At 75.6% G+C, this 24,255-nt stretch carries 24 protein-coding genes and 1 riboswitch; of the genes, 13 read left to right on the plus strand and 11 right to left on the minus strand.

Going from position 1 to position 24,255, the window contains the following annotated elements; translation table 11 throughout:
* Nucleotides 1–17 precede the first annotated feature (17 nt).
* The gene (locus E7744_RS02550) at nt 18–473 is read right to left on the minus strand and encodes an Lrp/AsnC family transcriptional regulator (RefSeq protein WP_137772767.1); all 456 of its coding nucleotides are present in this window, start codon (nt 471–473) and stop codon (nt 18–20) included.
* Between the two features lie 153 nt (nt 474–626).
* Between E7744_RS02550 and E7744_RS02555 the strand changes: the two genes are divergently transcribed.
* Nucleotides 627–1,250, plus strand: a complete 624-nt coding sequence (locus tag E7744_RS02555; protein ID WP_210417147.1) for a LysE family translocator — start codon at nt 627–629, stop codon at nt 1,248–1,250.
* 127 nt (nt 1,251–1,377) lie between these two features.
* Here E7744_RS02555 and E7744_RS02560 read toward each other — a convergent pair whose 3' ends face one another.
* From E7744_RS02560 to hisD, 4 genes are all read right to left on the minus strand, one after another.
* Nucleotides 1,378–1,581, minus strand: coding sequence for a cold-shock protein (locus E7744_RS02560; protein ID WP_137772768.1), 204 nt, complete (start codon nt 1,579–1,581; stop codon nt 1,378–1,380).
* A gap of 248 nt (nt 1,582–1,829) precedes the next feature.
* On the minus strand, nt 1,830–2,222 hold the full coding sequence (locus E7744_RS02565; protein WP_137772769.1) for an RNA-binding S4 domain-containing protein: 393 nt from the start codon (nt 2,220–2,222) through the stop codon (nt 1,830–1,832).
* A gap of 35 nt (nt 2,223–2,257) precedes the next feature.
* Nucleotides 2,258–2,803: a flavin reductase family protein gene (locus E7744_RS02570; protein WP_137772770.1), complete on the minus strand. Its 546-nt coding sequence runs from the start codon at nt 2,801–2,803 to the stop codon at nt 2,258–2,260.
* Nucleotides 2,804–2,875: 72 nt separating this feature from the next.
* A riboswitch (SAM riboswitch) is annotated at nt 2,876–2,996 on the minus strand.
* A 121-nt stretch (nt 2,997–3,117) separates the two neighbouring features.
* Nucleotides 3,118–4,425, minus strand: a complete 1,308-nt coding sequence (gene hisD, locus E7744_RS02575) for a histidinol dehydrogenase (protein ID WP_137772771.1) — start codon at nt 4,423–4,425, stop codon at nt 3,118–3,120.
* Between the two features lie 82 nt (nt 4,426–4,507).
* Here hisD and E7744_RS02580 point away from each other — a divergent pair, with 82 nt between their 5' ends.
* Nucleotides 4,508–6,385 (plus strand): mechanosensitive ion channel family protein, encoded by a 1,878-nt coding sequence (locus E7744_RS02580; protein ID WP_168199731.1) that lies wholly within the window; start codon nt 4,508–4,510, stop codon nt 6,383–6,385.
* Between the two features lie 135 nt (nt 6,386–6,520).
* Here E7744_RS02580 and E7744_RS02585 read toward each other — a convergent pair whose 3' ends face one another.
* From E7744_RS02585 to E7744_RS02595, 3 genes are all read right to left on the minus strand, one after another.
* On the minus strand, nt 6,521–7,129 hold the full coding sequence (locus E7744_RS02585; protein ID WP_137772773.1) for a universal stress protein: 609 nt from the start codon (nt 7,127–7,129) through the stop codon (nt 6,521–6,523).
* Between the two features lie 34 nt (nt 7,130–7,163).
* Nucleotides 7,164–8,015, minus strand: a complete 852-nt coding sequence (locus tag E7744_RS02590; RefSeq protein WP_137772774.1) for an SDR family oxidoreductase — start codon at nt 8,013–8,015, stop codon at nt 7,164–7,166.
* Between the two features lie 195 nt (nt 8,016–8,210).
* Nucleotides 8,211–9,092 carry an MBL fold metallo-hydrolase gene (locus E7744_RS02595; RefSeq protein ID WP_137772775.1) on the minus strand — a complete coding sequence of 294 codons (882 nt, stop codon included), beginning with the start codon at nt 9,090–9,092 and terminating at the stop codon, nt 8,211–8,213.
* A gap of 11 nt (nt 9,093–9,103) precedes the next feature.
* On the opposite strand from E7744_RS02595, the gene E7744_RS02600 reads away from it, so the two are divergent.
* Nucleotides 9,104–10,276: a glutathione S-transferase family protein gene (locus E7744_RS02600; protein ID WP_246858519.1), complete on the plus strand. Its 1,173-nt coding sequence runs from the start codon at nt 9,104–9,106 to the stop codon at nt 10,274–10,276.
* Nucleotides 10,277–10,375: 99 nt separating this feature from the next.
* Here the strand turns inward: E7744_RS02600 and E7744_RS02605 are convergent, their stop codons facing one another.
* A complete protein-coding gene (locus tag E7744_RS02605; protein ID WP_246858520.1) occupies nt 10,376–11,077 on the minus strand; it encodes a GntR family transcriptional regulator in 702 nt (233 codons plus the stop codon).
* A gap of 39 nt (nt 11,078–11,116) precedes the next feature.
* Between E7744_RS02605 and E7744_RS02610 the strand changes: the two genes are divergently transcribed.
* The 10 genes from E7744_RS02610 to E7744_RS02655 all read left to right on the plus strand — a co-directional run bounded on the left by E7744_RS02610 (nt 11,117) and on the right by E7744_RS02655 (nt 22,037).
* Nucleotides 11,117–12,424, plus strand: a complete 1,308-nt coding sequence (locus E7744_RS02610) for an MFS transporter (RefSeq protein ID WP_137772776.1) — start codon at nt 11,117–11,119, stop codon at nt 12,422–12,424.
* Nucleotides 12,425–12,447: 23 nt separating this feature from the next.
* Complete coding sequence (locus E7744_RS02615) at nt 12,448–13,674, plus strand: alpha-hydroxy acid oxidase (RefSeq protein ID WP_137772777.1); 1,227 nt, start codon at nt 12,448–12,450, stop codon at nt 13,672–13,674.
* A 58-nt stretch (nt 13,675–13,732) separates the two neighbouring features.
* Nucleotides 13,733–14,497 carry a VIT1/CCC1 transporter family protein gene (locus E7744_RS02620; protein ID WP_137772778.1) on the plus strand — a complete coding sequence of 255 codons (765 nt, stop codon included), beginning with the start codon at nt 13,733–13,735 and terminating at the stop codon, nt 14,495–14,497.
* A gap of 56 nt (nt 14,498–14,553) precedes the next feature.
* Nucleotides 14,554–15,597 carry an NAD(P)-dependent alcohol dehydrogenase gene (locus E7744_RS02625; protein WP_137772779.1) on the plus strand — a complete coding sequence of 348 codons (1,044 nt, stop codon included), beginning with the start codon at nt 14,554–14,556 and terminating at the stop codon, nt 15,595–15,597.
* Nucleotides 15,598–15,754: 157 nt separating this feature from the next.
* Complete coding sequence (locus tag E7744_RS02630) at nt 15,755–16,504, plus strand: LamB/YcsF family protein (protein WP_137772780.1); 750 nt, start codon at nt 15,755–15,757, stop codon at nt 16,502–16,504.
* Complete coding sequence (locus tag E7744_RS02635; protein WP_137772781.1) at nt 16,501–18,240, plus strand: carboxyltransferase domain-containing protein; 1,740 nt, start codon at nt 16,501–16,503, stop codon at nt 18,238–18,240. The genes E7744_RS02630 and E7744_RS02635 overlap by 4 nt, the downstream gene beginning before the upstream one ends.
* A gap of 3 nt (nt 18,241–18,243) precedes the next feature.
* Complete coding sequence (locus E7744_RS02640; protein WP_137772782.1) at nt 18,244–20,010, plus strand: biotin carboxylase N-terminal domain-containing protein; 1,767 nt, start codon at nt 18,244–18,246, stop codon at nt 20,008–20,010.
* 76 nt (nt 20,011–20,086) lie between these two features.
* On the plus strand, nt 20,087–20,779 hold the full coding sequence (locus tag E7744_RS02645) for a GntR family transcriptional regulator (RefSeq protein WP_137772783.1): 693 nt from the start codon (nt 20,087–20,089) through the stop codon (nt 20,777–20,779).
* A gap of 90 nt (nt 20,780–20,869) precedes the next feature.
* Nucleotides 20,870–21,511: a malonic semialdehyde reductase gene (locus E7744_RS02650; protein WP_246858521.1), complete on the plus strand. Its 642-nt coding sequence runs from the start codon at nt 20,870–20,872 to the stop codon at nt 21,509–21,511.
* Between the two features lie 253 nt (nt 21,512–21,764).
* Nucleotides 21,765–22,037, plus strand: a complete 273-nt coding sequence (locus tag E7744_RS02655; protein WP_137772784.1) for a Rho termination factor N-terminal domain-containing protein — start codon at nt 21,765–21,767, stop codon at nt 22,035–22,037.
* 91 nt (nt 22,038–22,128) lie between these two features.
* Here E7744_RS02655 and E7744_RS02660 read toward each other — a convergent pair whose 3' ends face one another.
* Both E7744_RS02660 and E7744_RS02665 read right to left on the minus strand, forming a co-directional pair.
* Nucleotides 22,129–23,118, minus strand: coding sequence for a DNA topoisomerase IB (locus tag E7744_RS02660; RefSeq protein ID WP_137772785.1), 990 nt, complete (start codon nt 23,116–23,118; stop codon nt 22,129–22,131).
* A 1-nt stretch (nt 23,119) separates the two neighbouring features.
* A complete protein-coding gene (locus E7744_RS02665) occupies nt 23,120–24,211 on the minus strand; it encodes a Ku protein (protein ID WP_371415373.1) in 1,092 nt (363 codons plus the stop codon).
* Between the last annotated feature and the right edge of the window lie 44 nt (nt 24,212–24,255).

Raw genomic sequence — 24,255 nt, forward strand, 5'->3', positions numbered from 1 at the left:
CACCCTAGACGGGGCGGTCACGGGATGGGCACGGTCCGGTCGGAGACGAGCCGCTTCATCACGAGCGTGGAGGTCAGTCGCTGGACCCCCGGCAGGCTGCCCAGCACCGAGTCGTAGAGCTCCTGGTAGGCCGCGAGGTCGCGCGTGAGCAGCCGGAGGATGTAGTCGGGTTCGCCGAACAGCCGCTGGGCGTCCACGATGTTCGGCACCTCGAGGGCCGCGGCCTCGAAGGCGGAGATGGTCTCCACGTCCGTGACCCCCAGGGTGACGAAGACGATCGCCTCGAAGCCCAGGCCCACGGCCTCGGGGACGACGACGGCCCGGTAGCGCTCGATCACCCCGGACTGCTCGAGGTCCTTGAGCCGGCGGTGGCAGGAGGACAGGCTCAGACCCACCCGCTGGGCGAGGTCCGTGGCGCTCATCCGGCCGTCCTCCTGCAGCAGTGAAAGCATCTCCCGGCTGATCCCGTCCATGCGGATAATCCTCGCACCCACCGCGGCGTTTCTCGCGAAGCGGCGCAGCACATTCCGCGCCGATCTCCGTAGGATCTACGTCCAGGCAAGGTGGGTCGCCCCTCGGGGCCGGCCCGGGACGGGGCCCGGTGCGGCCCGGAGGGAGCGTGGCGCGTGGATGCCTCACTGGCGGTCCAGTTCTGGATGGTGGCGCTGCTGCTGGCCCTGACCCCGGGGGCGGACTGGGCCTACGCGATCTCCACCGGCCTGCGATCGCGCTCCGTGATGCCCGCCGTGCTGGGGATGGTCTCCGGCTACGCCGTGGTGGTGGCCGTCGTCGCCGTGGGCGTCGGCGCCCTCGTCACGCGATACCCCGCGGCCCTGACCGCGCTGTCCCTACTCGGGGCCGCCTACCTGCTCTACCTGGGCGCGGGGGCGCTGTTCCGCCGGGTCGAGCAGGTGGGGGCCAGCGAGCGGCCCACGGGTGAGCGACCCCTGTCCCAGTTCCTGCTCGGGGCCGGCGTCAGCGGCATCAACCCCAAGGGGCTGCTGCTGCTCCTGGCGCTGCTGCCGCAGTTCACCTCGCCCGCCGGCTGGCCCTCCGGGGTCCAGATGCTCGCGCTCGGCAGCCTGCACGTGCTGAACTGCGCCGTCATCTACACCCTCGTCGCCCTGCTCGCCCGCCGCATCCTGCACTCGCGGCCGCGCGCGGGGGCAGTGGTCACCCGGGTGGCCGGCGTGGCCATGACGGTGTTCGGCGTGGCGGTGCTCGTCGAGCAGGGGATGGCCCTGCTCTGAGCCCCCGTGGTTCCTCCGCCGACCCGGTGGCCCCGGCGGGGCGGGCGTGGAGCGGGGCCCCGGCCCGGAACGACGAGACGGCCGCCCTCCCCGAGGGGAGGACGGCCGTCCCGGTGCGTGGGTCAGGTCAGAGCGCGCGGACCGCGGCGGCCTGCATGCCCTTGGGGCCCTGCTGGGCCTCGAACTCGACCTTCTGGTCCTCCTGGAGCTCACGGAAGCCGTTGCCCTCGATGGCGGAGAAGTGCACGAAGATGTCGGCGGAGTTGTCGTCCGGGGAGATGAAGCCGTAGCCCTTCTCAGCGTTGAACCACTTGACGGTACCGGTGGCCATGGGAGCCTCTTTCTGTGGGGTGTCTACCCGCCGGGGTTCCAGCGGGGGCGAAGCGGCGTGTACATACCGCTTCCCAACGCCCCGTGCGGCCCGGAGGCCGACCGGTCCGCAGTGATGACGGACTTACTGCTACTACTACTTCGTCACCCATAGTACGGGACATCCGGCAGAACGAAAGACCCCCTATTCTGCCAGACGCGAAGGGCCCGGCGCTGAATGGGCCGACGATGACCGTGTCGCGGCGGCCGTCAGTCCGGGGCGGTGCGGCCGCGCAGGCGCTCCATCTGGCGGCGGTCGCGCTTGGTGGGCCGGCCGGTGCCGCGGTCCCGCAGCGGGACGGCGAGCAGCTCGCGCGGCACCGGCGGCGGGGAGTGGTCCGCGTAGTGGCGCGCCGCCTCGGCCGCGCCCACCCGCTTGGCCAGCAGTCCGGTGACCTCGAGGATGCGCTCGCGCCCGGGCTGGCGCAGCCGGATGGTGTCCCCGGGCTTGACCACCTGGGCCGCCTTGGCGGGCTGGCCGTTCAGCCGGACGTGGCCGGCCCGGCAGGCCGCGGTGGCCGCCGAGCGGGTCTTGAACATGCGCACGCCCCACAGCCACGCGTCCAGGCGGACCTGGCTCGGGGGCTGCGGGGCGTTCGGCATGCCGGACAGCGTACCGTCCCCGCGCGGGGGACGGCCTACTGGTTGCCCTCGGCGGTGCGCAGGTTGCGGAAGGCGGAGCGGTGGAACACGAGCGGCTCGTGCTCGCTGGAGTGGTCGTGCACGCCGTGGACCTCCAGCAGCACCACGTGGTGGTCGCCGGCCGGCAGCTCCGCGTAGACGGTGGTGTCCAACCACAGCGCCGCGTCCTCGAGGAACAGGGCGCCACGCTCGGAGGCGCGGACGTCCAGCCCGGCGAACCGGTCGCCGTCCTTGGAGGCCAGCTGGCGGCACACGTTCGTGTGGCCCTCGGCCAGCACGGAGATCCCGATGCGCTCGGCCTGCTTCAGCCGGGGCCACGTGCGGGAGGTGTTCTGCACGGCGAAGGACACCAGCGCCGGCTCGAGGGAGACGCCCACCGTGAAGGAGGAGGCCACGAGGCCCTCCTTCTCCCCGTTGGCGATGCCGCACAGGGCGGCCACGCCGGAGGGGAAGTGGGAGAAGGCGGTGCGCAGCGTCTGGGTGCTCAGCTCGGTGTCCAGGGCGACGGCGCGGTTCAGGTCGGTGGCGGCCAGTGCGGTCATCTCAGTCCTCCGTTCGAAGGCGCATCTGCGTGGGAGGACCGGGGGCGGCACGTCCGTCCGGCACCCGCAGAGACGCGGTACTTGCCCGCCGGGGGTACCCGGGGGGCCGAATCCTCACCTGGAGCACCCCACTACTGCGTGGAGAGGGTTGCCGTCCCGCAAGCCAGGGCTGTAACAGCGGGAACTCGTGATTCTGGGATCCAGCGTAACGACGGGGGCGCGGAACGGTCAAAGGCCCCGGTGGGATGTGAACCCCCGTGACGGCCGCCACGCCCCCGCCGCCCCACCGGCGCGGCGGGGTCGACGGGGGCGGCTCAGCGGAAGCGGCGCCGGACCGCCTCGCCGTGGGCGGGCAGGCCCTCCGCCTCGGCGAGCGAGGAGATGTTGTCCGCCAGCTCCTTCAGCCCCGTCTCGGAGTACCGGATCAGCTGCTGCAGCCGCAGGAAGCTGACCGTGTTCAGCCCGGAGGAGTACCGGGCGGACCCACCGGTGGGCAGCACGTGGTTGGAGCCGGAGGAGTAGTCGCCCAGCGGCACGGGGGAGTGGGGGCCCACGAACACGGCGCCGGCGTTGCGGATCCGCCGCGCGGTCTCCAGCGGGTCCACGGTGTGCACCTCGAGGTGCTCGGCGGCGTAGGCGTCCGCCACGGCCACCGCCTCGTCGAGGGTGTCCACCACGAGCACGCCGGACTGCGGGCCGCCGAGGGCCTGGCGGACCTGCTCCTCGTGGAAGGACCCGGGCACCTGCGCCTCGATCTCGGCGACCACGTCCCGGGCCAGCTCGGGGGCGGTGGTGATGAGCACCGAGCCGGCCATCGGGTCGTGCTCGGCCTGGCTGATCAGGTCCGCGGCCACCCAGGCGGCGTCCGCCGTGGCGTCGGCCAGCACGGCGATCTCCGTGGGCCCGGCCTCCGCGTCGATCCCGATCGTCCCGAGCAGCGCGCGCTTGGCCGCGGCCACGAAGATGTTGCCCGGCCCCGTGACCATGTCCACGGGCGCGCACACCCGCGTGCCGTCGTCGTCCGCCACCCCGTAGGCGAACATGGCCACCGCCTGGGCGCCGCCCGCGGCGTAGACCTCGTCCACGCCCAGCAGGGCGCACGCGGCGAGGATCACCGGGTGCGGCAGGCCGCCGAAGTCCTTCTGCGGCGGGGAGGCCACGGCGAGCGAGGGCACCCCGGCCGCCTGGGCCGGCACCACGTTCATCACCACGGAGGAGGGGTACACGGCCCGGCCGCCGGGGACGTACAGCCCCACGCGGTTGACCGGCACCCAGCGGTTCTCGACGACGGCGCCCTCGCCGAGCTCGACCTCGGAGCCGGACGGCAGCTGGGCGGCATGCACGCGGCGGGCGCGGGCGATGGACTCCTCGAGGGCGGCGCGGACCTCCGGGTCGAGGGCCTCCAGCGCCTCGGCCAGCGCCGCGGCCGGCACGCGGAGCGAGGGCGGCCGGATGCCGTCGAAGCGCTCGCCCAGCTCCAGCACGGCCCGGGCCCCGTTGGAGCGGACCTCCTCGAGGATGGGCAGCACGCGCGGCACCGCGCCGGCCACGTCCAGCTCGGCCCGCGGCAGCACCGTGGCCGGGTCGTAGTCGCGTCCGCGCAGGTCGGTGATCGAAAGCATGAAGGGTCCTCTCCCGGTCGTCTCAGGGTCCATTCTCCACCCGTTCAGGTGCGGTGCAGGCGCAGGTGTCAGACTGGTGCCCATGCCCAGTCTGTTCCCCTCCTCCGTGCTGCCCGCCGTACCCCCCGCCGACCCGTCCGCGGCCGACGCCGCCGAGCCCGCCGCGGCGCCCGTCGCCGCGGGCAGCGAGCAGACGGCGGTGCCGCAGGACATCACTGGCACCGTGCCGGACACGGTGCAGGAGGGCGCGCAGGGCGCCGTCGACTCCCTCGGGCCCTTCTGGGGGATCCTGTCCACGGTCGCGCTCGGCGTGGGCATCGCCCTGGCCGTGGTGGTGGCCGGGGCGCTGGTGCTCAACACGCTGCTGGCCCGCCGCCCGCTGATCCGCCAGCAGGTGGCCCGCTGCCGCATCCCGGTGGCCGTGGCCCTGTCCCTCATGGCGAGCCGCGTGGCCCTGGGGCTCACCGCCTCGGGGTACGACTGGTTCGAGGGGACGAACTTCCTGCTGCTGGCCGGCATCATCGGCGCGCTCGCCTGGCTCGCGCTGCGGATCGTGCGGATCGTCGAGGAGCGGCTGCTGGCCAAGTACGGCACCGCGGGGGAGGACGACCGGCGCGACCGCAAGATCCAGACCCAGACCGTGCTGATCCGGCGCATCCTGCAGGCGGTCATCATCGTGATGGCCGTGGCGGCGATCCTGCTGACCATCCCGCAGGTCCGCGCGGTCGGCGCCGGCCTGCTGGCCTCCGCGGGCCTGGTGTCCGTGGTCGCCGGCCTGGCCGTGCAGTCCACCCTGACCAACGTGTTCGCGGGCGTGCAGCTCGCCTTCACGGACGCGATCCGGGTGGGCGACGTGGTCACCATGGAGGACGTCTACGGCACGATCGAGGACATCACCCTGTCCTACGTGGTGGTCAAGATCTGGGACGGGCGCCGGGTGATCTTCCCCTCCAGCCACTTCACCACGACCCCGTTCGAGAACTGGACGCGCGTGGGCTCGGAGCTCTCCGGGACCGTGGAGATGGAGGTCGACTGGCGGGTGCCGATGGACGCCACGCGCGAGCGGCTCAAGGCCCTGCTGGAGTCCACCGAGCTGTGGGACGGCAAGGAGGGCTCCGTGCAGGTCACCGACGCCCTCGGCGGGATGGCCAAGATCCGTGCCGTGGTCTCCGCGCGCAATTCCGGCGACCTGTGGGACCTGCGCTGCCTGGTCCGGGAGGACCTCATGACCTTCCTGCGCGAGGAGCACCCGGAGGCGATCTTCCACCAGCGCCTGGCCGAGGGCGTCACCGTGGTCACCCCCGCCTACGAGGACGAGGCCGGTGCGGAGGCCGACGGCGGCGCGCCGGCCGGCGGGCCCGGCACCTCCGGGCGGCTGCCGGGCGGTCCCGACGCCGGCCCGGTCCCCGGCGCGGCCGCCGGCCCGCGCACCGGCTGGGACGCGGAGGAGGCCGCCCACGACGCCGCGGCCGCGGGCTCCGGGAACGGCGTCGGCCGGGCGGCGGGGAACGGCACGGGGAACGGGGCGGGCCACGCCCACCCGGCACGCCCCGGCCGGACCGCGGAGACGGATCCCCGGACGGGGCCGGTGCACCCCCGCGAGCCGGGGCCCTCGACCAGCCCGCTGCGTCGCATCGGCGGCCACCACGGCCCGGCGACCGCCCAGCAGCCGGCCGTCACCGGCGGCCAGCGCGTGGTCACGGGCTCCGGGCCGGCCGTCACCGGCTCCACGCCGCTGACCCGGGCCTCGGGGGACTCCTCGGTGTTCACGGGCTCGATCACCGCGATCGAGCGCAACAGGGAGTTCGCCGGTCCCGGCGAGAAGGCCTACCAGGAGCGCAAGGAGAAGGCCGCGCAGGCCGAGGCAGGCTCCGGCGACCACGGCGACCACGGCAGCCACGCGGCCGAGACGGACCCGGAGCGGCGCGCCCGTCCGGACGTCGACCTCGAGGGGGACTGAGCCCCGCCTCGTTCCCGAGGCGGCCGCCGGACCGCGGGCTCGCCCGGGGGACGGGCCCAGCCGTGGCCCCCGCGCCGCCTGCGTCCCGACCCGCGCCGCCGTGTCCTCACCGGTCGGAGTCCGAGGGGCCGGGGCTCAGCCGCGGCCGCCGCGGCCGGGGGCGGCCCAGCGGCCCAGCCCGCGGCGCCCGTCCCGGCTGGGCTCCCGCTCCGGGACGCCGTCGCCCCGCCCGCCGGGGCCGGCGTCGGGACCGCCGTCCCGCGTGGGGGAGGGGCCGGGCAGGGCGGTGGGCTCCTGGGCGGCCGTGACGTCCCGCGAGGGATCGTGGCCGTGGACGCCGGCGGGCCGGTCCGGGGACTCCTTGACGCACAGGACCGGCTGGTCGAGCTCCTGCAGCAGCGTGTCCGCCACCGAGCCCATGAGCACTCGGCCGAACGTCCCGCGCCGGCGCAGGCCGATGACCACGAGCGAGGGCTGCACCTCCGTGGCCAGGTCCTTGAACTCGGTCACCGTGGAGCGGCCGCGGGCGTACTGGCGGAACTCGGCGCGCAACCCGGAGGCGTCCAGGACGCGCTGGAGCTCCACCTGCTCGTCCTCGGTGACCATGGCCTCGTGCCGGTGCTCGCCCCCGGGGCCGGCGTTGACCACGAGCAGGTCCTCGAGGGTGATCCGCGCCAGGCGGATGGCCTCCGCCAGGGCCGCCCTGGACTCCGGGCTGGCCGTGTACCCCACGAGGATCGTCATGCCGGCTCCCTGCTCCCTTCCGGTGGGGCGGGCGTCAGGCCCCCGCCCTGCGTGACTTGGGCTCGGTGCGGCTGAGCCGCTCGAGCACGGCGTCCGGGCTGAACCGGGCGGCCGTCATGAGGGAACGATACCGCCGGGACGGCACGCACACGCTGCGGCCCTCGGCGGCCGCCGTGAGGCCCTCGCGCACCACGTCGTCGGCGTCCATCCACGTCCAGCGGGGCCAGCGGGAGGTGTCGATGCCGGCGCGCTGGTGGAACTCGGTGCGCACCAGCCCCGGGCACAGCGCCGTGACGGTGACGCCCTCCGGCTTGTAGCGCGCGTTGGCCCAGCGGCTGAAGCTCACGGCCCAGGACTTGGCGGCGCCGTAGCTGCCGTCCGGGATGAGCCCGGCCACGGAGGCCACGTTGAGGATGCGCCCGCCGCGGCGGGCCAGGAAGGTCTGGATCGCCGCGTGCGAGAGCAGCATGGGCGCCTCCACGAGCAGCCGCAGCATCCGCCGCTCGTCCTCGGCCCCGCTCTCGTGGAACTCGGTGGGCAGACCGGCCCCGGCGTTGTTGACGAGCATGGTGACGGGCTGGTCCGGCGAGCGCAGCCGCGCCGCCACCACGTCCACGCCCTCCGGGGTCGCCAGGTCCGCCGTGAGGGTGTCCACGCTGACCCCGTACTGCGCCTCCAGGCCCTGGGCCTTGCCCACGAGCGCGATCGGGTCGCGGCCCGTGATGACCAGGTGGTGGCCCTGGCCCGCCAGCTGGCGCGCGAACTCGGCGCCGAGCCCGGAGGTGGCGCCGGTGATGAGGATGGTCTGGCCGGTCTCCCCGGGAGCCGGCACGTGCTGCACGTCCCATTCCTGCGGGACGTCGCGTTCGCCGAGTCGTTCTGCCATGAGTTCCGCCTCCAAGCATGGTCCGAGCACCCGGGCCCACGGCGCCCGGGCGCTGGAGGTGCCCCCACTCTCCACAGCACATGCTAGGAGCCGGCGCCGCCCCGGCGGCGGCGCGGGACCGGCGTGGCAGGTCACGGTATGGACACTCTCGCGCCCCGGGGGACGGGGACCGCGGCGACCGCGTCCCCGGGCGGCTCAGCTCCCCGCCGCGCCGGTCTCCGGGGCGAGGTAGGCCAGGTGCGCGGCCATGGTCATCGCCGCCACCGAGCGGACCCGGCCGGTGACCTCGGGATACACCGTGGCGGCCAGTCGCTCGGCGAGTGCGCAGAACGCCGCCGGCTGCTCCCCGGACACCGCCGTGGCGGGGTCCCGGCCGGGCCCGCGGCGCAGGACCTCGAGGTCCGCGGGGCCCAGGGTGGCCACGAGCCCGCGCACCTGCTCCAGCCGGGCGTGCCGGTGCTCGCGGTACTGCCGGCCCACCTCCGCGATCGAGGCGAGCGCCGGGCCGTGCGCGGGCAGCACGGTGGCGTCGCCGAGCGAGATGAGCAGCTCCAGCGAGCGCAGGTAGTCCGCCAGGGTGCCGTCCGGGTGGTCGATCATGGTCGTGCCCCGCCCCAGCACGGTGTCCCCGGTGAGCACCGAGCCGGCCGCGCCGTCGTCGGGCAGGGCGAAGGAGTAGGAGTCCGAGGTGTGCCCGGGGGTGTGCCAGGCGGTGACCACGACGCCGGCCGCCGGGATCCGCTCGCCCGGGGCCAGCGGCGCGGCGCCGCGGGACCAGGCGGGGGAGCCGCCGCGGACCGGCGCGCCGGTCCGGCCGGCGAACAGCTCCACGGCGCCCGTGTGGTCCTCGTGGTGGTGGGTGACCAGGATGAGCTCCACCCGCCGGCGGCCGGCGGCCTCGAGCACGGCGGCCAGGTGCTCCTCGGCGCCCTCGGCCGGCCCCGGGTCCACCACGACGACGGAGTCCGCGGCGGGGTCGCCCACGAGGTAGGTGTTCGTCCCCTCCAACGTCATCCCCGAGGGGTTGCGGGCCAGGACGGCGGCGGTCAGGTGGGTGTCCGGGGCGGGAGAGGCCATAGGCTCAGTGTATGGACCAGTCACAGGACCGCCAGCGCGCGACGGACGACCAGCCGGGCACGGACCGCGAACAGGGGCAGGGGCAGGAGGCCCGCCAGGGCAGCTACGTGCTCGCCGGCCAGGAGTTCACGCGGGACACGAACTACATCCAGGACCGGATCGTCGCGGACCCCGCGGCGATGACCGCCGCCGAGCGGGTGGGGACGGACAAGGTGGGCCACGTCCACGGCGGGCTCACCGAGGACGCCCAGGCGTGGCCGGTGGAGGCCGGGCGCTACCGCCTCGTGGCCGCGCGGGCGTGCCCGTGGGCCAACCGGACGATCATCGTCCGCCGGCTGCTGGGCCTGGAGGACGCGATCTCGCTCGGCATGCCCGGGCCCACCCACGACGAGCGGTCCTGGACCTTCGACCTGGACCCGGACGGCCGGGACCCGGTGCTGGGCACCGAGCGGCTGCAGGAGAACTACTTCAGGCGCTTCCCGGACTACCCGCGCGGGATCACCGTGCCGGCCATCGTGGACGTCCCGACGGGGGCGGTGGTGACCAACGACTACCCGCAGATCACCCTCGACTTCTCCACCCAGTGGTCGGCGTACCACCGCGACGGCGCGCCGGACCTGCTGCCGGAGGAGACGCTGGACGAGATGCACGAGGTCATCACCCGGGTCTTCACGGAGGTCAACAACGGCGTGTACCGGTGCGGCTTCGCCGGCTCCCAGGAGGCGTACGACGCCGCCTACGACCGGCTGTGGACGGCGATGGACTGGCTCGAGGAGCGGCTGGCCACGCGGCGGTACCTGATGGGGGACACCATCACGGAGGCCGACGTCCGCCTGTTCACCACGCTGGCCCGCTTCGACCCCGTCTACCACGGGCACTTCAAGTGCAACCGGACCAAGCTCGACCAGATGCCGGCCCTGTGGGCCTACGCACGGGACTTGTTCCAGACGCCCGGCTTCGGTGACACCACGGACTTCGTCCAGATCAAGCGCCACTACTACGAGGTGCACCGGGACATCAACCCCACGGGCATCGTGCCGAAGGGCCCGGACCTGTCCGGCTGGCTCACCCCGCACCACCGCGAGGAGCTCGGCGGGTCCCCGTTCGGGGACGGCACCGCGCCCGGGCCCGTGCGCGAGTCCGAGCGCGTCGCCGCGGGCCACAACCCGCTCTACCCGGCCTGACGCCCCGGGAGGCGGGGCGGTGCCCCCGCCCGGCGCGGCCGGGGGCCCACCGTGCCCCGGCCGGGGGGCCGACCGCGGGGCCGACCGCGGGGCCGGCGCTCAGGCGTCGGGGGAGCCGGGGCCGGACCACAGGGCGGCGGAGCGCCCGAGGTGGTCCAGGACCGTGGTGCGCACGGAGTGCAGGTGCGCCCGCATGGCCCGCTCGGCCGCGGCCCCGTCGCCGGCCGCCACGGCCTCCACGATGGCCTCGTGCTCGGCCAGCTCCCCCGGGTGGGCCATCTGGACCTGCAGGCCGGGCAGGACGTGGTGGGCCCGGGCCATGTCGTCGAGCACGCGCTCGAGGGCGGCCACGAGCCGGGTGCTGCGGGAGGCCGCGGCCAGGGCCAGGTGCACGTCCCGGGCCGCGCCCATCGCGGCCAGCGGGTCCCCGCCGGTGAGCTCGCGCTGCCGGTCCACGGCGCCGCGCAGGGACGAGACCGTGGGGCTGGTGGCGTGCCGGGCCGCCTCCGCGGCGGCGTGCGGCTCGAGCAGCATCCGCAGGTCCAGGACCTCGCCGAGGTCCTGGGGGGACATGGTCCGCACGAGGTAGCCCTTCTTGGGCAGGACCGTCACGAGGCCCTCCGCGGCCAGGATGTGCAGCGCCTCGCGCACGGGGGTCTTGGACACGCCGAAGCGCTCGGCCAGCCGGGCCTCGGCGAGCACCTCGCCCGGGGCGAGGCGGCCGGTGAGGACCATCCGCCGCATCTCGGCGAGCAGGCGGGGCCCCTTGGGCGGTGCCGGGTGGTGGGCCTCGTCGGTCATGGGCGGGAAGGCTAGCACAGCGTGCTAGAAATATATTTCATGGATTCCCTGACCCTCCGGGCGCCCTCGCCACGCATGGCGCCCGGGGCCCGCCGTGCCCTGTTCGCCGCCGTCACCGGCACGCTGATCGAGTGGTACGACTACGCGCTCTACGGGGCCGCGGCCGGGCTGGTCATCGCCCCCCTGTTCTTCCAGGGCGCGACGGCGGGGGCCACCCTGGCGGCCTTCGCCACCTTCGCCGTGGGGTTCGTCGCCCGCCCGCTGGGCGGGGTGGCCGTCGGCCACCTGGGGGACCGCTACGGCCGCCGGCCGGCACTGCTGCTGACCATCGTGGTCATGGGCGTGGCCACGGTGGGGATCGGCCTGCTGCCCACCGCCGCGGCCGTCGGCGTGCTCGCCCCCGTGCTGCTGGTGCTGCTGCGCCTGCTCCAGGGCATGGGCGCCGGTGCCGAGCTGGCCGGGGCCACCACGCTCGTGGCCGAGTTCGCCCCGCCCCACCGCCGGGGGCTGCTCACCTCGCTCGTGCTGGCCACGCCGCCGGCCGGGATCGCCCTGGCCACGGGCGCGTTCCTGTGGGCCTCCACGGCCGGGGACGAGGCCCTGCTGGACTGGGCCTGGCGGCTGCCCTTCCTCGCCTCCGCCGTGCTGTTCGCCCTCGCCGTGTTCATCCGCCGCCGGCTCGAGGAGACCCCGGAGTACGTCCAGGCCCAGGACCGGGCCGCCCGGGACGGCGAGCGGGACCGGGTGCCGGTGGTCGAGCTCTTCCGCCGGCACCGCCGCGCCGTGCTGCTGGGCTTCCTCGGCGTCACCGGCCACAATGCCCTGAACTACACGATGGCGGTGTACGCCCTGTCCCTCATGACCTCCCCGGCGGTGGGCCTGGACCGGGGCGCGGCGCTGGCCGCCGTGACCCTCGGCTCCCTCGCCGGCGTGGTCGCCACGCCGCTCGGCGGGCTGGCCGCGGACCGCTTCGGCGCGCGCACCGTGCTCGCCGCCGGCTCGGCGCTCGGCGCCCTGTACGTCTTCCCGCTGCTCGGGGCCCTGTCCAGCGGGGACGCGGTCCTCGCCACGGCGGCGATCGCCCTGGGCTACGCGGCCGTCATCTCCTGCACCTCCGGCGCCCAGGGCGCCTACCTCGCCGGGCTGTTCCCGCCCCGCGAGCGCTTCAGCGGCATCGCCGTGGCGCGCGAGGCCAACGGCGCGCTCGTGGCCGGCACCACCCCGCTCGTGGTCGCCTGGCTCGTCACCTCCGGCGGTGGGCTCTGGGCGGGCGGGCTGTTCGTGGCCGGGTGCTGCCTGCTCTCCGCCGCCGCCGTGGCGCTCGCGCCGCACGCCGAGCGGCACTGACCTCCTCCCGAAAGGACCACCCCATGGCCGGACTGAAGCGCCGACTGCCCCAGCCCTCCGAGCTGCTGCCGCTGATGAGGTTCACCGCACCGGGCCTGGGCCGCCGGTCCCACCGGCTGCGCCAGGCGGCGGACATCGCCGACCTGCGCTCGATCGCCCGGCGCCGGACGCCGCGGCCCGCGTTCGACTACGTGGACGGGGCGGCGGGGGCCGAGCTGACCGCCCGGCGCACGCGCGAGGCGTTCGAGTCCACGGAGCTGCTGCCCCGGATCCTGCACGGGACGGCCGAGGCGGACCTGTCCACCACGATCGCCGGCGGCCCCTCCGCCCTGCCCTTCGGCATCGCCCCCACCGGCTTCACCCGGTTCATGCACGCCGAGGGCGAGGACGCCGGCTCCGCCGCCGCGGCCGCCGCGGGCATCCCCTTCACGCTGTCCACCATGGGCACCCGCTCGGTGGAGCAGGTGGCCGCGAACGCCCCGGCCGGGCGGCGCTGGTTCCAGCTCTACCTGTGGCGGGACCGCGAGGCCTCGCGCCGGCTGCTCGAGCGCGCGTGGGCCAGCGGCTACGACACCCTGCTGGTCACGGTGGACACCCCCGTGGCCGGCCAGCGGCTGCGGGACGTGCGCAACGGGATGACGATCCCCCCGCGCCTGTCGGCGCGCACCGTGCTGGACGCCTCGTACCGTCCCGAGTGGTGGTTCAACCTCCTGAGCACCGACCCGCTGACGTTCGCCTCGCTGAGCGACACGACGCACGACCTGCCGACGCTGATCAACTCGATGTTCGATCCCACCCTCTCCGTGGCGGACCTGGAGTGGGCCCGGCGGAGCTGGCCCGGACGGCTCTTCGTCAAGGGCGTGCTGACCGCCGAGGACACCCGCCGCGCGCTGGACGCGGGGGCCGACGGGCTGGTGGTCTCGAACCACGGCGGGCGCCAGCTGGACCGGGCGCCGGTGTCCCTGAAGGCGCTGCCGGAGGTGCGCGCGGAGGCCGGCGGGGACGTGGAGGTCATCCTGGACTCGGGCATCCTCTCCGGGGCGGACATCGTCTCCGCGCTCGCCCTGGGCGCGGACTTCACGCTCATCGGGCGGGCCTACCTCTACGGGCTGATGGCCGGGGGCCGCGAGGGCGTGGACCGGGCGATCGAGCTGCTGGCCACCGAGGTGCGCACCGCGATGCAGCTCATGGGCTGCGCCACGATCGCCGACCTCAAGGCCTCCGGGCAGGTCCGCGCGCCCTGGCTGTGACGCACCCGTCAGCGGCCCGGCACTGGAGGCCGCCGGGGGAACCGGCCAGACTGGGGCCATGAGCGACGCCCCCGCCACCCCGGACCGCGCCGGGACGGGCGCACCCGGCCACCCGGGACGCCACGAGCCCCACGGGGGCGGCGAGTCCCTGGCCCAGCGCCTGAACTGGCTGCGCGCCGGGGTGCTCGGCGCCAACGACGGCATCGTCTCGGTGGCGGCCACGGTGGTGGGCGTGGCCGCGGCCACCACGGCGGACGCCCCCGTGCTCATCGCCGGCGTGGCCGCCGTGGTCGGCGGGGCCATCTCCATGGCCGTGGGCGAGTACGTCTCGGTCTCCTCGTCCTCCGACAGTCAGACGGCCCTGATCCACAAGGAGCGCCGGGAGCTCGCCGAGGACCCCGCCGGCGAGCTCGAGGAACTCGTGGAGATCTACCGCCAGCAGGGCCTGTCGGAGCCGACCGCGCGGCGCGTGGCGGAGGAGTTCACCGCGCAGGACCCCATCCGGGCACACCTGCGCGCCGAGCTGAACCTCTCCGAGGACGAGGTGCTCAGCCCGTGGCGTGCCGCCGGCGCCTCGTTCCTGGCCTTCCTGGTCGGCGCCCTGCTGCCGTTCCTGACCATCGTGCTCGCCCCGGTGGACACGCGCATCCCGCTGACCTTCGCGGTGACCGTCCTCGCCCTCGCACTGACCGGGGCGGCCGGCGCGTGGCTCGGCGGCGCGCGCCCGCTGCCGGCCACGCTGCGCGTGGTGGCCGGCGGGGCGGTGGCGCTCGCGGTCACCTTCGCCATCGGCGCCCTCCTCGGCACCACCGGGGTCGTCTGACCCCCCTGTCCCTGACCCGTTCCCCTCCCGTTCCCCCGACCCTGAAGGAGCCCCCCATGCGTGCCGTCGTCTTCGAGGACTACCAGTCGTTCCCCACGCTGAAGGACGTCGAGCGGCCGGTCCCCGGCCCCGGCGAGGTCCTGCTCAAGGTGGCCGGCGCCGGGGCCTGCCACTCCGACGTCGCGATCTTCCGGGACTTCACCGCCGGCGCCCCCGGCGCCCAGAAGCCGCCGTTCATCCTCGGCCACGAGAACTCCGGCTGGATCGAGGAGCTCGGGCCGGGCGTGGAGGGGCTCACCGTGGGGGACGCCTTCCTGGTGTACGGCCCGATCGGCTGCCAGCACTGCCGCGCCTGCTCGCGCGGCCAGGACACCTACTGCGAGAACGCGGCCACGCAGCCCTACGCGGGCATCGGGCTGGGGCGCGACGGCGGTATGGCCGAGTACCTGCGCGTGCCGGCCCGGAACCTGGTCCCCCTGGGCGACGCCGACCCCGTCGCCGCGGCCTCCCTCGCCGACGCGGGCCTGACCCCGTACCACGCGATCAAGCTCGCGCTGCCCCACCTGGCGGGCGGCGGCAGGTACGCCCTCGTAATCGGCCTGGGCGGCCTGGGGCTGCTCGGGGTGCAGATCCTGCGGGCGCTCACCGGCGCCACCGTCATCGCCACGGACCTGAAGGAGGAGGCGATGGCCGAGGCCGAGCGGCTCGGGGCCGTCACCGTCCCCGGCGGCGAGGGCCAGGTCGAGCGGATCCGCGAGGTCACCGGGGGCCGCGGCGTGGATGCCGCGTTCGACTTCGTGGGGGCCGGGCCGACCATCCGGACGGCCATGGCCGCCACGGCCCGCCAGGGACGCTGCACGGTCGTCGGGATCGCCGGACACCCTTACGAGTGGTCCTTCTTCACCGCCCCCTACGAGGCGGAGCTCACGAGCACCTACTGGGGCACCATCGAGGAGCTGTACGAGCTCGTGGACATGTTCCGCGCCGGACAGGTGACCCCGCAGTACACGACCTACCCCATGGACCGGGCGCTCGAGGCCTACCGGGCCCTCGTGGCCGGAGAGGTGTCCGGGCGCGCCGTGGTGGTGCCCCACGCCTGACCCGCGCCCCCGGGCGACCCGACCGCCGGCCCCTAGGCCACAGATTGTTGAACAATCCGTGGCCTAGGGGCATGCTGGTGTGACCACGAGAGGAGACGGAGGTCACACGATGGGCGAGGTGGTGGGCGATGCGGTGGATCGTGGCGCGGGAGTGCGCATGGACCTGAACAGCGACGTGGGGGAGTCCTTCGGCCCCTACACCATGGGCGACGACGCCGCGATCCTGCGGTCCGTCTCCTCCGCCAACGTCGCGTGCGGCTTCCACGGTGGGGACCCCTCGGTCATCGCCGCGACGTGCCGCCACGCGGCGGCCGCGGGGGCCACGGTGGGCGCCCACGTCTCCTACCGGGACCTCGCCGGCTTCGGGCGACGCTTCCTGGACTGCTCGCCCACCGAGCTCGCCGATGACGTCCTGTACCAGATCGGCGCCCTCGAGGCAATGGCCCGGTCGGCCGGCACGGGCGTGCGCTACGTCAAGCCCCACGGCGCCCTCTACAACGCGATCGTGCACCACGAGGACCACGCCCGGGCCGTCGTCGACGCCGTCCGGGCCTTCGACCGGGACCTGCCCCTGCTCGTGCTGCCGGAGTCCGTGGCCGCCTCGATCGCCGAACGGGCCGGTCTGCGCGTGGTGACCGAGGCCTTCGCCGACCGCGCCTACACGCCCGCCGGCACCCTCGTCTCCCGGCGCGAGCCCGGGGCCGTCCTGCACGACGAGGCGGAGGTGGCCCGGCGGATGGTCCGGCTGGCCACCGAGGGCGTGGTCCGGGCCGTGGACGGCACCGACGTCCGGGTGGACGCCGCCAGCATCTGCGTGCACGGCGACACCCCCGGGGCCGTCTCGATGGCCGCCGCGGTCCGGGCCGCCCTCGAGGACGCCGGGGTGCGGATCGGGTCCTTCGCATGAGGGAGGTGCGCTGGGCGGGCCCGCGCGCGTTCCTCGTCGAGTGCGGGTCCCTGTCCGAGGTCGTGGCGCTGCACGCCCGGCTGCGGGCGGAGCCGCTGCCGGGGCAGGTCGAGGCGGTGGCCGCGGCCGCGACCCTCGCGCTGTCCTTCACCCACCGCTCCGCCGCGGTGGCCGCGGCCGGGGCCGTCCGCACGCTCGCCCCGGTGGCCGGCGAGGCGGCGGAGGCCCGCACCGTGGAGATCGACGTGGTCTACGACGGCGAGGACCTCGCCGAGGTGGGCGAGCTCACCGGGCTCGGGGCGGACGGCGTGGTCCGCGTCCACGCCGGCACCGAGTGGACGGGCGCCTTCGGCGGCTTCGCCCCCGGGTTCACCTACCTCGTGGCCGAGGGCGATCCGCTGAGCGTGCCGCGCCGGGCCACCCCGCGCACCGCCGTGCCCGCCGGCTCGGTGGCCGTCGCCGGGACCTTCTCCGCGGTCTACCCGCGCAGTTCCCCGGGCGGCTGGCAGCTGCTCGGCCACACCGACGCCCGGCTCTGGGACCTCGACCGGCCCGAGCCCGCCCTGGTGCGCCCCGGGGACCGGGTGCGCTACCGGCCCGTGCGCGCCCTCGCCACGCTCACCGATGCCCGGCCGGGGGGCGCCCCGACGCCGGCCGCCGGGGCGACGGCCCATCCCGCGCTGGAGGTGGTCTCCGCGGGGCTGCAGTCGCTCGTCCAGGACCTGGGCCGGCCCGGGCTGGGCGACCTCGGCGTCCCGGCCGCCGGGGCGGCGGACCCCTCCTCGGCCCGCCAGGCCAACCGCCTCGTGGGCAACGGCCCGGACGCGGCCGTCGTCGAGGCCCTGCTCGGCGGGCTGGCCGTGCGCGCCCGCGGCACCCTCGTGCTGGCGCTGGCCGGCGCCGAGGTGCCCGCGGTCATCACCGCCGCCCCCGGCAGGCCCGTTGGGGATGCGCTCCGGTCCGGCGGCGCCGCCGCGGACGCGCCGGGGCCCGGCCGCCCCGCCGCCGGTCCCGGCCGTTCGGTCGACCGTCTGGCGCACCGCCCCGCCACGCGCCCGGCCCCGCTCCGGGCACCCTTCGCCCTGCTGGACGGCGAGACGCTGGAGCTCGGTGAGCCGGTCGCCGGGTTGCGCGCCTACCTCGCCGTGCGCGGCGGGATCGACGTCCCCGCCGTCCTGGGCAGCCGCTCCACGGACACCCTGTCCGGGATCGGCCCGGAGCCCCTGGCCCCCGGTGCGGTCCTGCCGGTGGGCACCCCGGCGAGCCTGGCCGCCGTCGGGCTCCCGGAGCCGGCCCCGGCCGCGCTGCCCCGGGCCGGCCGAACCACCGTGCTGCGCGTGCTCCCCGGCCCGCGCGCCGACTGGTTCGGGCCGGCCGGGCTGGAGGTGCTCACCGGCCAGGACTGGGCCGTGGGGAGCCAGTCGAGCCGGGTCGGCGTGCGGCTGGAGGCCCCCGCGGGTGGCGCGCCCCTGGCGCGGCGGCGCGAGGGCGAACTGGCCAGCGAGGCGGCCGTGGCCGGCGCCCTGCAGGTCCCGCCCTCGGGGTTGCCCGTGCTGTTCCTGGCCGACCACCCCGTCACCGGTGGCTACCCCGTCATCGGCGTGGTGGTCCCCGAGGACCTGCCCCTGGCCGCCCAGCTGCCCCCGGGCGCCGCGGTGCGCTTCGCCCTCGCCGACCCGGACGCGCCCGTCGCGGCGGACGCCCCGACCGACCAGCACGCCTCCCGGGAGGACTGACCCATGACCACGCTGAGCAAGGTCCTGATCGCCAACCGCGGCGAGATCGCCGTGCGGGTGGCCCGTGCCTGCGCGGACGCCGGCCTGGCGTCCGTGGCGGTGTACTCCGACCCGGACGCCGACGCCCTCCATGTCCGCCGCGCGGACGAGGCCTACGCCCTGCACGGGGCGAGCGCCGCCGAGACCTACCTGGACATCGGGAAGCTGCTGGCCGTGGCCCGCCGCTCCGGGGCCGACGCCGTGCACCCCGGCTACGGCTTCCTCTCCGAGAACGCGGACTTCGCCCAGGCCGTCCTCGACGCGGGGCTGACCTGGATCGGCCCGTCCCCGCAGGCCATCCGCGACCTCGGGGACAAGGTCTCCGCGCGGCGGATCGCCGTGGCCGCCGGAGCCCCGCTCGTGCCCGGCACGGACGGGCCGGCGCGGGACGCGGAACAGGTCCGCGCCTTCGCCGAGGAGCACGGCCTGCCCGTGGCCATCAAGGCCGCCTTCGGCGGCGGCGGTCGCGGACTGAAGGTGGTCCGCCGGATGGAGGACATCGGCGACGGGTTCGACTCGGCCGTGCGTGAGGCGGTCGCCGCCTTCGGCCGCGGGGAGTGCTTCGTGGAGCGCTTCCTGGACCGGCCCCGGCACGTGGAGGCCCAGGTGCTCGCGGACGCCCACGGCACCGTGGTGGTGGTCGGCACGCGCGACTGCTCCCTGCAGCGGCGCCACCAGAAGCTCGTGGAGGAGGCCCCCGCGCCGTTCCTCACCGACGCCCAGCGCGAGCTCATCCACGCCTCCGCCAAGGCGATCTGCCGGGAGGCCGGCTACACCGGCGCCGGGACCGTGGAGTACCTCGTGGCCCCCGACGGGCTGGTCTCCTTCCTCGAGGTCAACACCCGGCTGCAGGTGGAGCATCCCGTCACCGAGGAGACCACCGGCGTGGACCTGGTCCGCGAGCAGTTCCGCATCGCGGCGGGGGAGCGGCTGGACCTCACCGAGGACCCGGCGCCCCGCGGGCACGCCCTCGAGTTCCGGCTCAACGCCGAGGACCCGGCCCTGGGCTTCCTGCCCTCGCCCGGACCCGTCGAGGCGTTCGAGGCGCCCACCGGCGCCGGGGTCCGCGTGGACACCGGCGTGCGCAGCGGCTCCGTGGTGCCGGGGGAGTACGACTCCCTGCTGGCCAAGCTCATCGTGTGGGGCGAGGACCGCCAGCAGGCACTCCGCCGGGCCCGCACCGCCCTGGACGAGATCGTGGTCCGCGGCGTGCCCACCGTGGTGCCCTTCCACCGGGAGGTGCTGCGCCAGGAGGCCTTCACCGCCCCGGACCGCCTCGGCGTGCACACCACGTGGATCGAGACGGAGTTCGCCGCGGACCTGGCCGCCTCGCCGTACCTCGCGGCCGCCGCCCCGGACGCCGAGCGCACCGAGCTGACCGTCACCGTGGACGGCCGGGCCGTCCGGCTGGGCCTGCCGGCCGACCTCGTCCGCGCGCTGTACGGCGGGGGAGGGGCCGGCGTGGGGACCGGGACGGACGCCGGTGCCGGCGCGGACGGCGCCGGGCCCGGGGAGCGCGACGGCGTCGTGGCCGCGCCGCTGAGCGGCTCGGTGGTGACGTGGCTCGCCGAGGACGGGGCCGCCGTCACCGCGGGGCAGGGGCTCGTGGTGCTCGAGGCGATGAAGACGGAGACCACCGTGCCGGCGCCGCGGGACGGGACGTTCTCGCGCGGCGACCTGCGACCGGCCGACCCGGTGACCCGGGGCCAGGAACTCGGGCGCCTGGACTGACCGGGCGGGCTCCCGGCGCGCGCGGGGCTGTGGGGCGGGAACGGTGGAGCAGGATGGGGGCAACGGAAGGGGAGCCATGACCGAGGCCGAGGTGGGGCAGTGGGCCCGGCCCGAGGACGCCGCCGTGCACGCGCACACCGGGGCGTGGGTGGCCCAGGTGCTGCGCGAGCGGATCTCCGAGGGGCACCTGCTGCCCGGAGCCAAGCTGCCCGAGGCGGCCCTGGCCGAGGCGCTCGCCGTCTCCCGCAACACCCTGCGCGAGGCGTTCACCACGCTCGCCGCCGAGTCGATCGTGCGCCGCGTGCCGAACCGCGGGGTCTTCGTGGCCTCCCCGGACGCCGAGGACATCCGCGAGGTGTACCGGGTGCGGCGCATGCTCGAGCCGGCGGCGCTGCTGTGGGGCGAGCGCTGGGGCGCCCCGGACAGCCCCGTGGAGCGCGCGCTGCCCGCGCTCCTCGAGCGCATCCGCGCCGCCCAGCAGGCCGGCGACGGGGCCGGCATGGCGGACGCGAACCAGCAGCTGCACGGGGCCATCGTGGCGATGTCCGGCTCCTCGACGCTGAGCACCGCCATGGACCGCACCCTGGCCCGGATGCGCCTCGTGTTCCACGGCATGCCGGACGCCGCCGAGTTCCACGCCCGCTACGCCGCCCGCAACCTCGAGCTGATCCGGCTGCTGCGGGAGGGCCGCCGGGAGGAGGCGGCCACGGCCCTGCGCGGCTACCTCGACCTCGCCGAGCGGGAACTGCTGGACCACCTCGGGCACTGACCGGGGCACCGGTCCGGCCGCGGCGGCGCACGGGCCGGCGGGCGCCGGTGTGGCCGGACTCACGGGCCGGAGGGGAACACCCCGGCTTACGTGACGGTTCAACTGAACATGACCACGATCGCTGATGACCTGACCCGCGACGGCCTGCTGCTCGACGAGGGCGCGCAGGACCTGCTGTTCCGGGAGGCCCGCACCGCCAACGCCTTCACCGACGAGCCCGTCACCGACGAGCAGCTCGCCGCCATCTTCGAGCTCGTGAAGTGGGCTCCCACGGCGATGAACGCCCAGCCGCTGCGCGTCGTCGTGGTGCGCTCCGCCGAGGCGCGCGAGCGGCTGCTGCCGCACCTGGCCGAGGGCAACCGGGCCAAGACCGCGGCCGCCCCGGCCACCGCGCTGCTGGCGGCCGACCTGGACTTCCACGACGAGCTGCCGCGCACCTTCCCGCACTTCCCGGGCGCGCGGGACATGTTCGCCGGGGACGAGGAGGGCCGCGTCCGCACCGCCGAACTCAGCGCGGGGCTGCAGGTGGGCTACGCGATCATCGGCATCCGCGCCGCGGGCCTGGCCGCCGGCCCGATGACCGGCTTCGACGCCGATGCGCTCTCCCGCGAGTTCTTCCCGGACGGCCGCCACCGCGTGCTCGTGGCCGTCAACATGGGCAAGCCGGCCGAGGACGCCTGGCGCGACCGCCTCCCGCGGTTGCCCTTCGACGAGGTCGTCACCGCCGTCTGACCGATCGGCCCCTCCCGGGATCCGCGGGGGCACGGGCCCACGGGCGACCCACGACGGGCGCGGCTCCCCTCCGGCGGCCGCGCCCGTCGTCGTCGAGAGCCTCCACCAGCGTCACGTACACGGCGGAGGTGGCGACACGCCGCGCCGGACCCCGCCGAGCGTGTACGTGACCTCCGGGGGCGGTGCGGGGTGGGCCGGTGGCGGAACCCGGCCGCGGCTTGAGGCGGGGCCGCTGGGGGACCAGACTGGCCCCATGGCTGAGAAGAAGGACGACAACGCCCGGATCAAGGACCCCGAGGTCTACGAGGCCCTGCGCGCGGACGGGGCCAGCAAGGAGAAGGCGGCCCGGATCGCCAACGCCGCGGACCGGGACGGCCGGTCCGACGTCGGCGAGCGCGGCGGCGAGGCCCCGTCCTACGAGGACTGGACGGTCGAGGAGCTCAGGGGCCGGGCCAAGGAGCTCGGCCTCACCGGGTACTCGGACCTGCGCAAGGACGAGCTGATCGAGCGACTGCGCGACCACTGACGCGGCGGGGCCGGTGGGCCCCGGCCGGAGGAGGGGCGGGTCCCCGCCCGCGGCCCTTTCGGCACTCGGTCCCCGCACTCGGTCCCCGCCCTCAGTCCTCGGCGGTCATGAGGGCCAGCAGGGCGCGGTCCGGCTGGCCCCGGAGCGACATGACCCGGCCCTTCTCGAACAGGTCGACCACCCGCGGGTCCACGTAGGAGTCCCGCGCCACGGTGGGGGTGTTGTGCAGCAGCGCCGCGGCGGCCTTGATCGCGATCGTCACCGCCTGGGGTGAGGTGCTGCCGCTGCGGTGGGACCGGGCCAGCGAGCGCGCCGCCGCCAGGGTCCCCTGCCAGGTGCGGAAGTCCTTGGCGGTGAACTCCAGCCCGGCGAGGTCCTTGAGGTACTGGTTGACGTCCGCCGCGGAGATGCCCTTCCACTCGCGGCGGCGGCCCGAGCGCACGGGATAGCAGACCGCGGCGGCCTTGCGGGGCGTGGCGGGGACGGCGTCGAAGAACTCGGCGAGGGCCTCGTCCTCCAGGGTCAGGTCCCACTGGCTGCCGGACTTGCCGCGGAACGCCAGGTGGACCTGGGGGCCGTCCACGTCCACGTGCCGGCGCTGCAGCGTCGCCGCGCCGAAGGCCTCGAGCTCGCCGGTGTGCTCGGTGCCGCCCACGCGCAGCGCCCCGCGGTCCATCAGCCGCACCGCGGCGGCCAGGGCCCGGCGCCGGCCGGCCACCTCGTCCTGCTCCCCGGCGGGCTTCAGGTCCCGCGTCACGCGCCGGCGGACCGCGGGCAGCGTCCGGCCGAAGGACAGCGAGCGCTCGAACTTCTCCGCGTCCCGGGCCTGGCGCCACTGGGGGTGGTAGAGGTACTGGGTGCGCCCGGCGTCGTCCACGCCGGTCGCCTGGATGTGGGCGTTGTCCTCGGCGGCGATCCACACCTGGGTCCAGGCCGGCGGGATGGCCAGCCCGCGGATGCGCTCGAGGGTGTCCTCGTGGGTGATGCGCCGGCCGTTGGCGCCCCAGTAGGTGAACCCCCGGCCGGCCCGCCGCCGGGTGTAGCCGCCCGTGCCGGGGGTGACCGTGGTCAGCCTCGGCACGTCAGGCGCTCTCGCGGCGGGAGGCGCCCGCGGCCTTGCGCCCGCCCCGGCCACCCGAGGAGGCCGTCCCCGGCGACCGCGTGCCCGAGGACTTCGTCCCGGACGTCGCTCCCGATGTCGCCCCCTTGCGCCGTCCCCCGCCGGAGCCCGTGGCCTTCCGCGAGTCGCCGGATCCCCCGGAGGCCCCGGCGCCCGCGGCGTCCGAGTCCTTCGCCCGGGAGGACCGGCCGCCGGCCGCGGTGCCGCGCGCCGACGTCGCCCTCCGGCCCGTGGCCGTGCCCCGGCCGCCGCCCCGGCCCTTCGCCGCGCCCCGGCCACCGGCTCCGCCCGCCCGGCGCCCGCCGCGCTTCTTCTCGAGCGAGGCCTTCAGCGCCTCCATGAGGTCGATCACCTCGGCGTCGTCCTCCACGGCCGAGTCCTCGACGTCCCCGAAGGTGGCGTCGGTGTCCAGGGCCTCGCCCTGCTCGAGCTTGGCGTCGATCAGCACCCGCAGCTCCTGCTGGTAGGTGTCCTCGAAGTCCTCGGGGGAGAAGTCCCCGGCGAACTGGTCCACGAGGGCCCGGGCCAGCTTCTTCTCCTTGGGGCTGATCCGCGCGCGGGACCGGGTGGCGGGGAAGTCGACCTCGCGGATCTCGTCCGCCCAGTGCATCCCCTGCAGCACCAGCACGTCGTCCTGGACCCGCAGCACGCCGAGCCGGGTCTTCTGCCGCAGGGCGAACGTGACCACGGCGGTCCGGTCGGTCGCCTCGAGCGCCTCGCGCAGCAGCAGGTAGGACTTGGGGGACTTGCCCTGCGGCTCCAGGAAGTAGCTGCGCTCCAGCCACACGGGGTCGATCTGCCCGGCGGGGACGAACTGGACCACCTCGATCTCGTCGTTCGCGGCCTCCGGCAGCGCCTCGAGGTCGTCCTCCGTGAGCACCACGGTCTGCTCGCCGTCGTCATAGGCCTTGTCGATGTGCTCGTACTCGACCGTCTTGCCGCACACCTCGCACCGGCGCTGGTAGCGGATCCGGCCGCCGTCGGCATCGTGGACCTGGTGCAGGGAGACATCGTGGTCCGTGGTGGCCGAATACGCCTTGACAGGCACGTTCACCAGACCGAAAGTGATAGATCCAGACCAGATGGCTCGCATGTCCG

Origin of the sequence: Citricoccus sp. SGAir0253 (genome assembly GCF_005877055.1) — a bacterium.
GTDB lineage: Bacteria > Actinomycetota > Actinomycetes > Actinomycetales > Micrococcaceae > Citricoccus.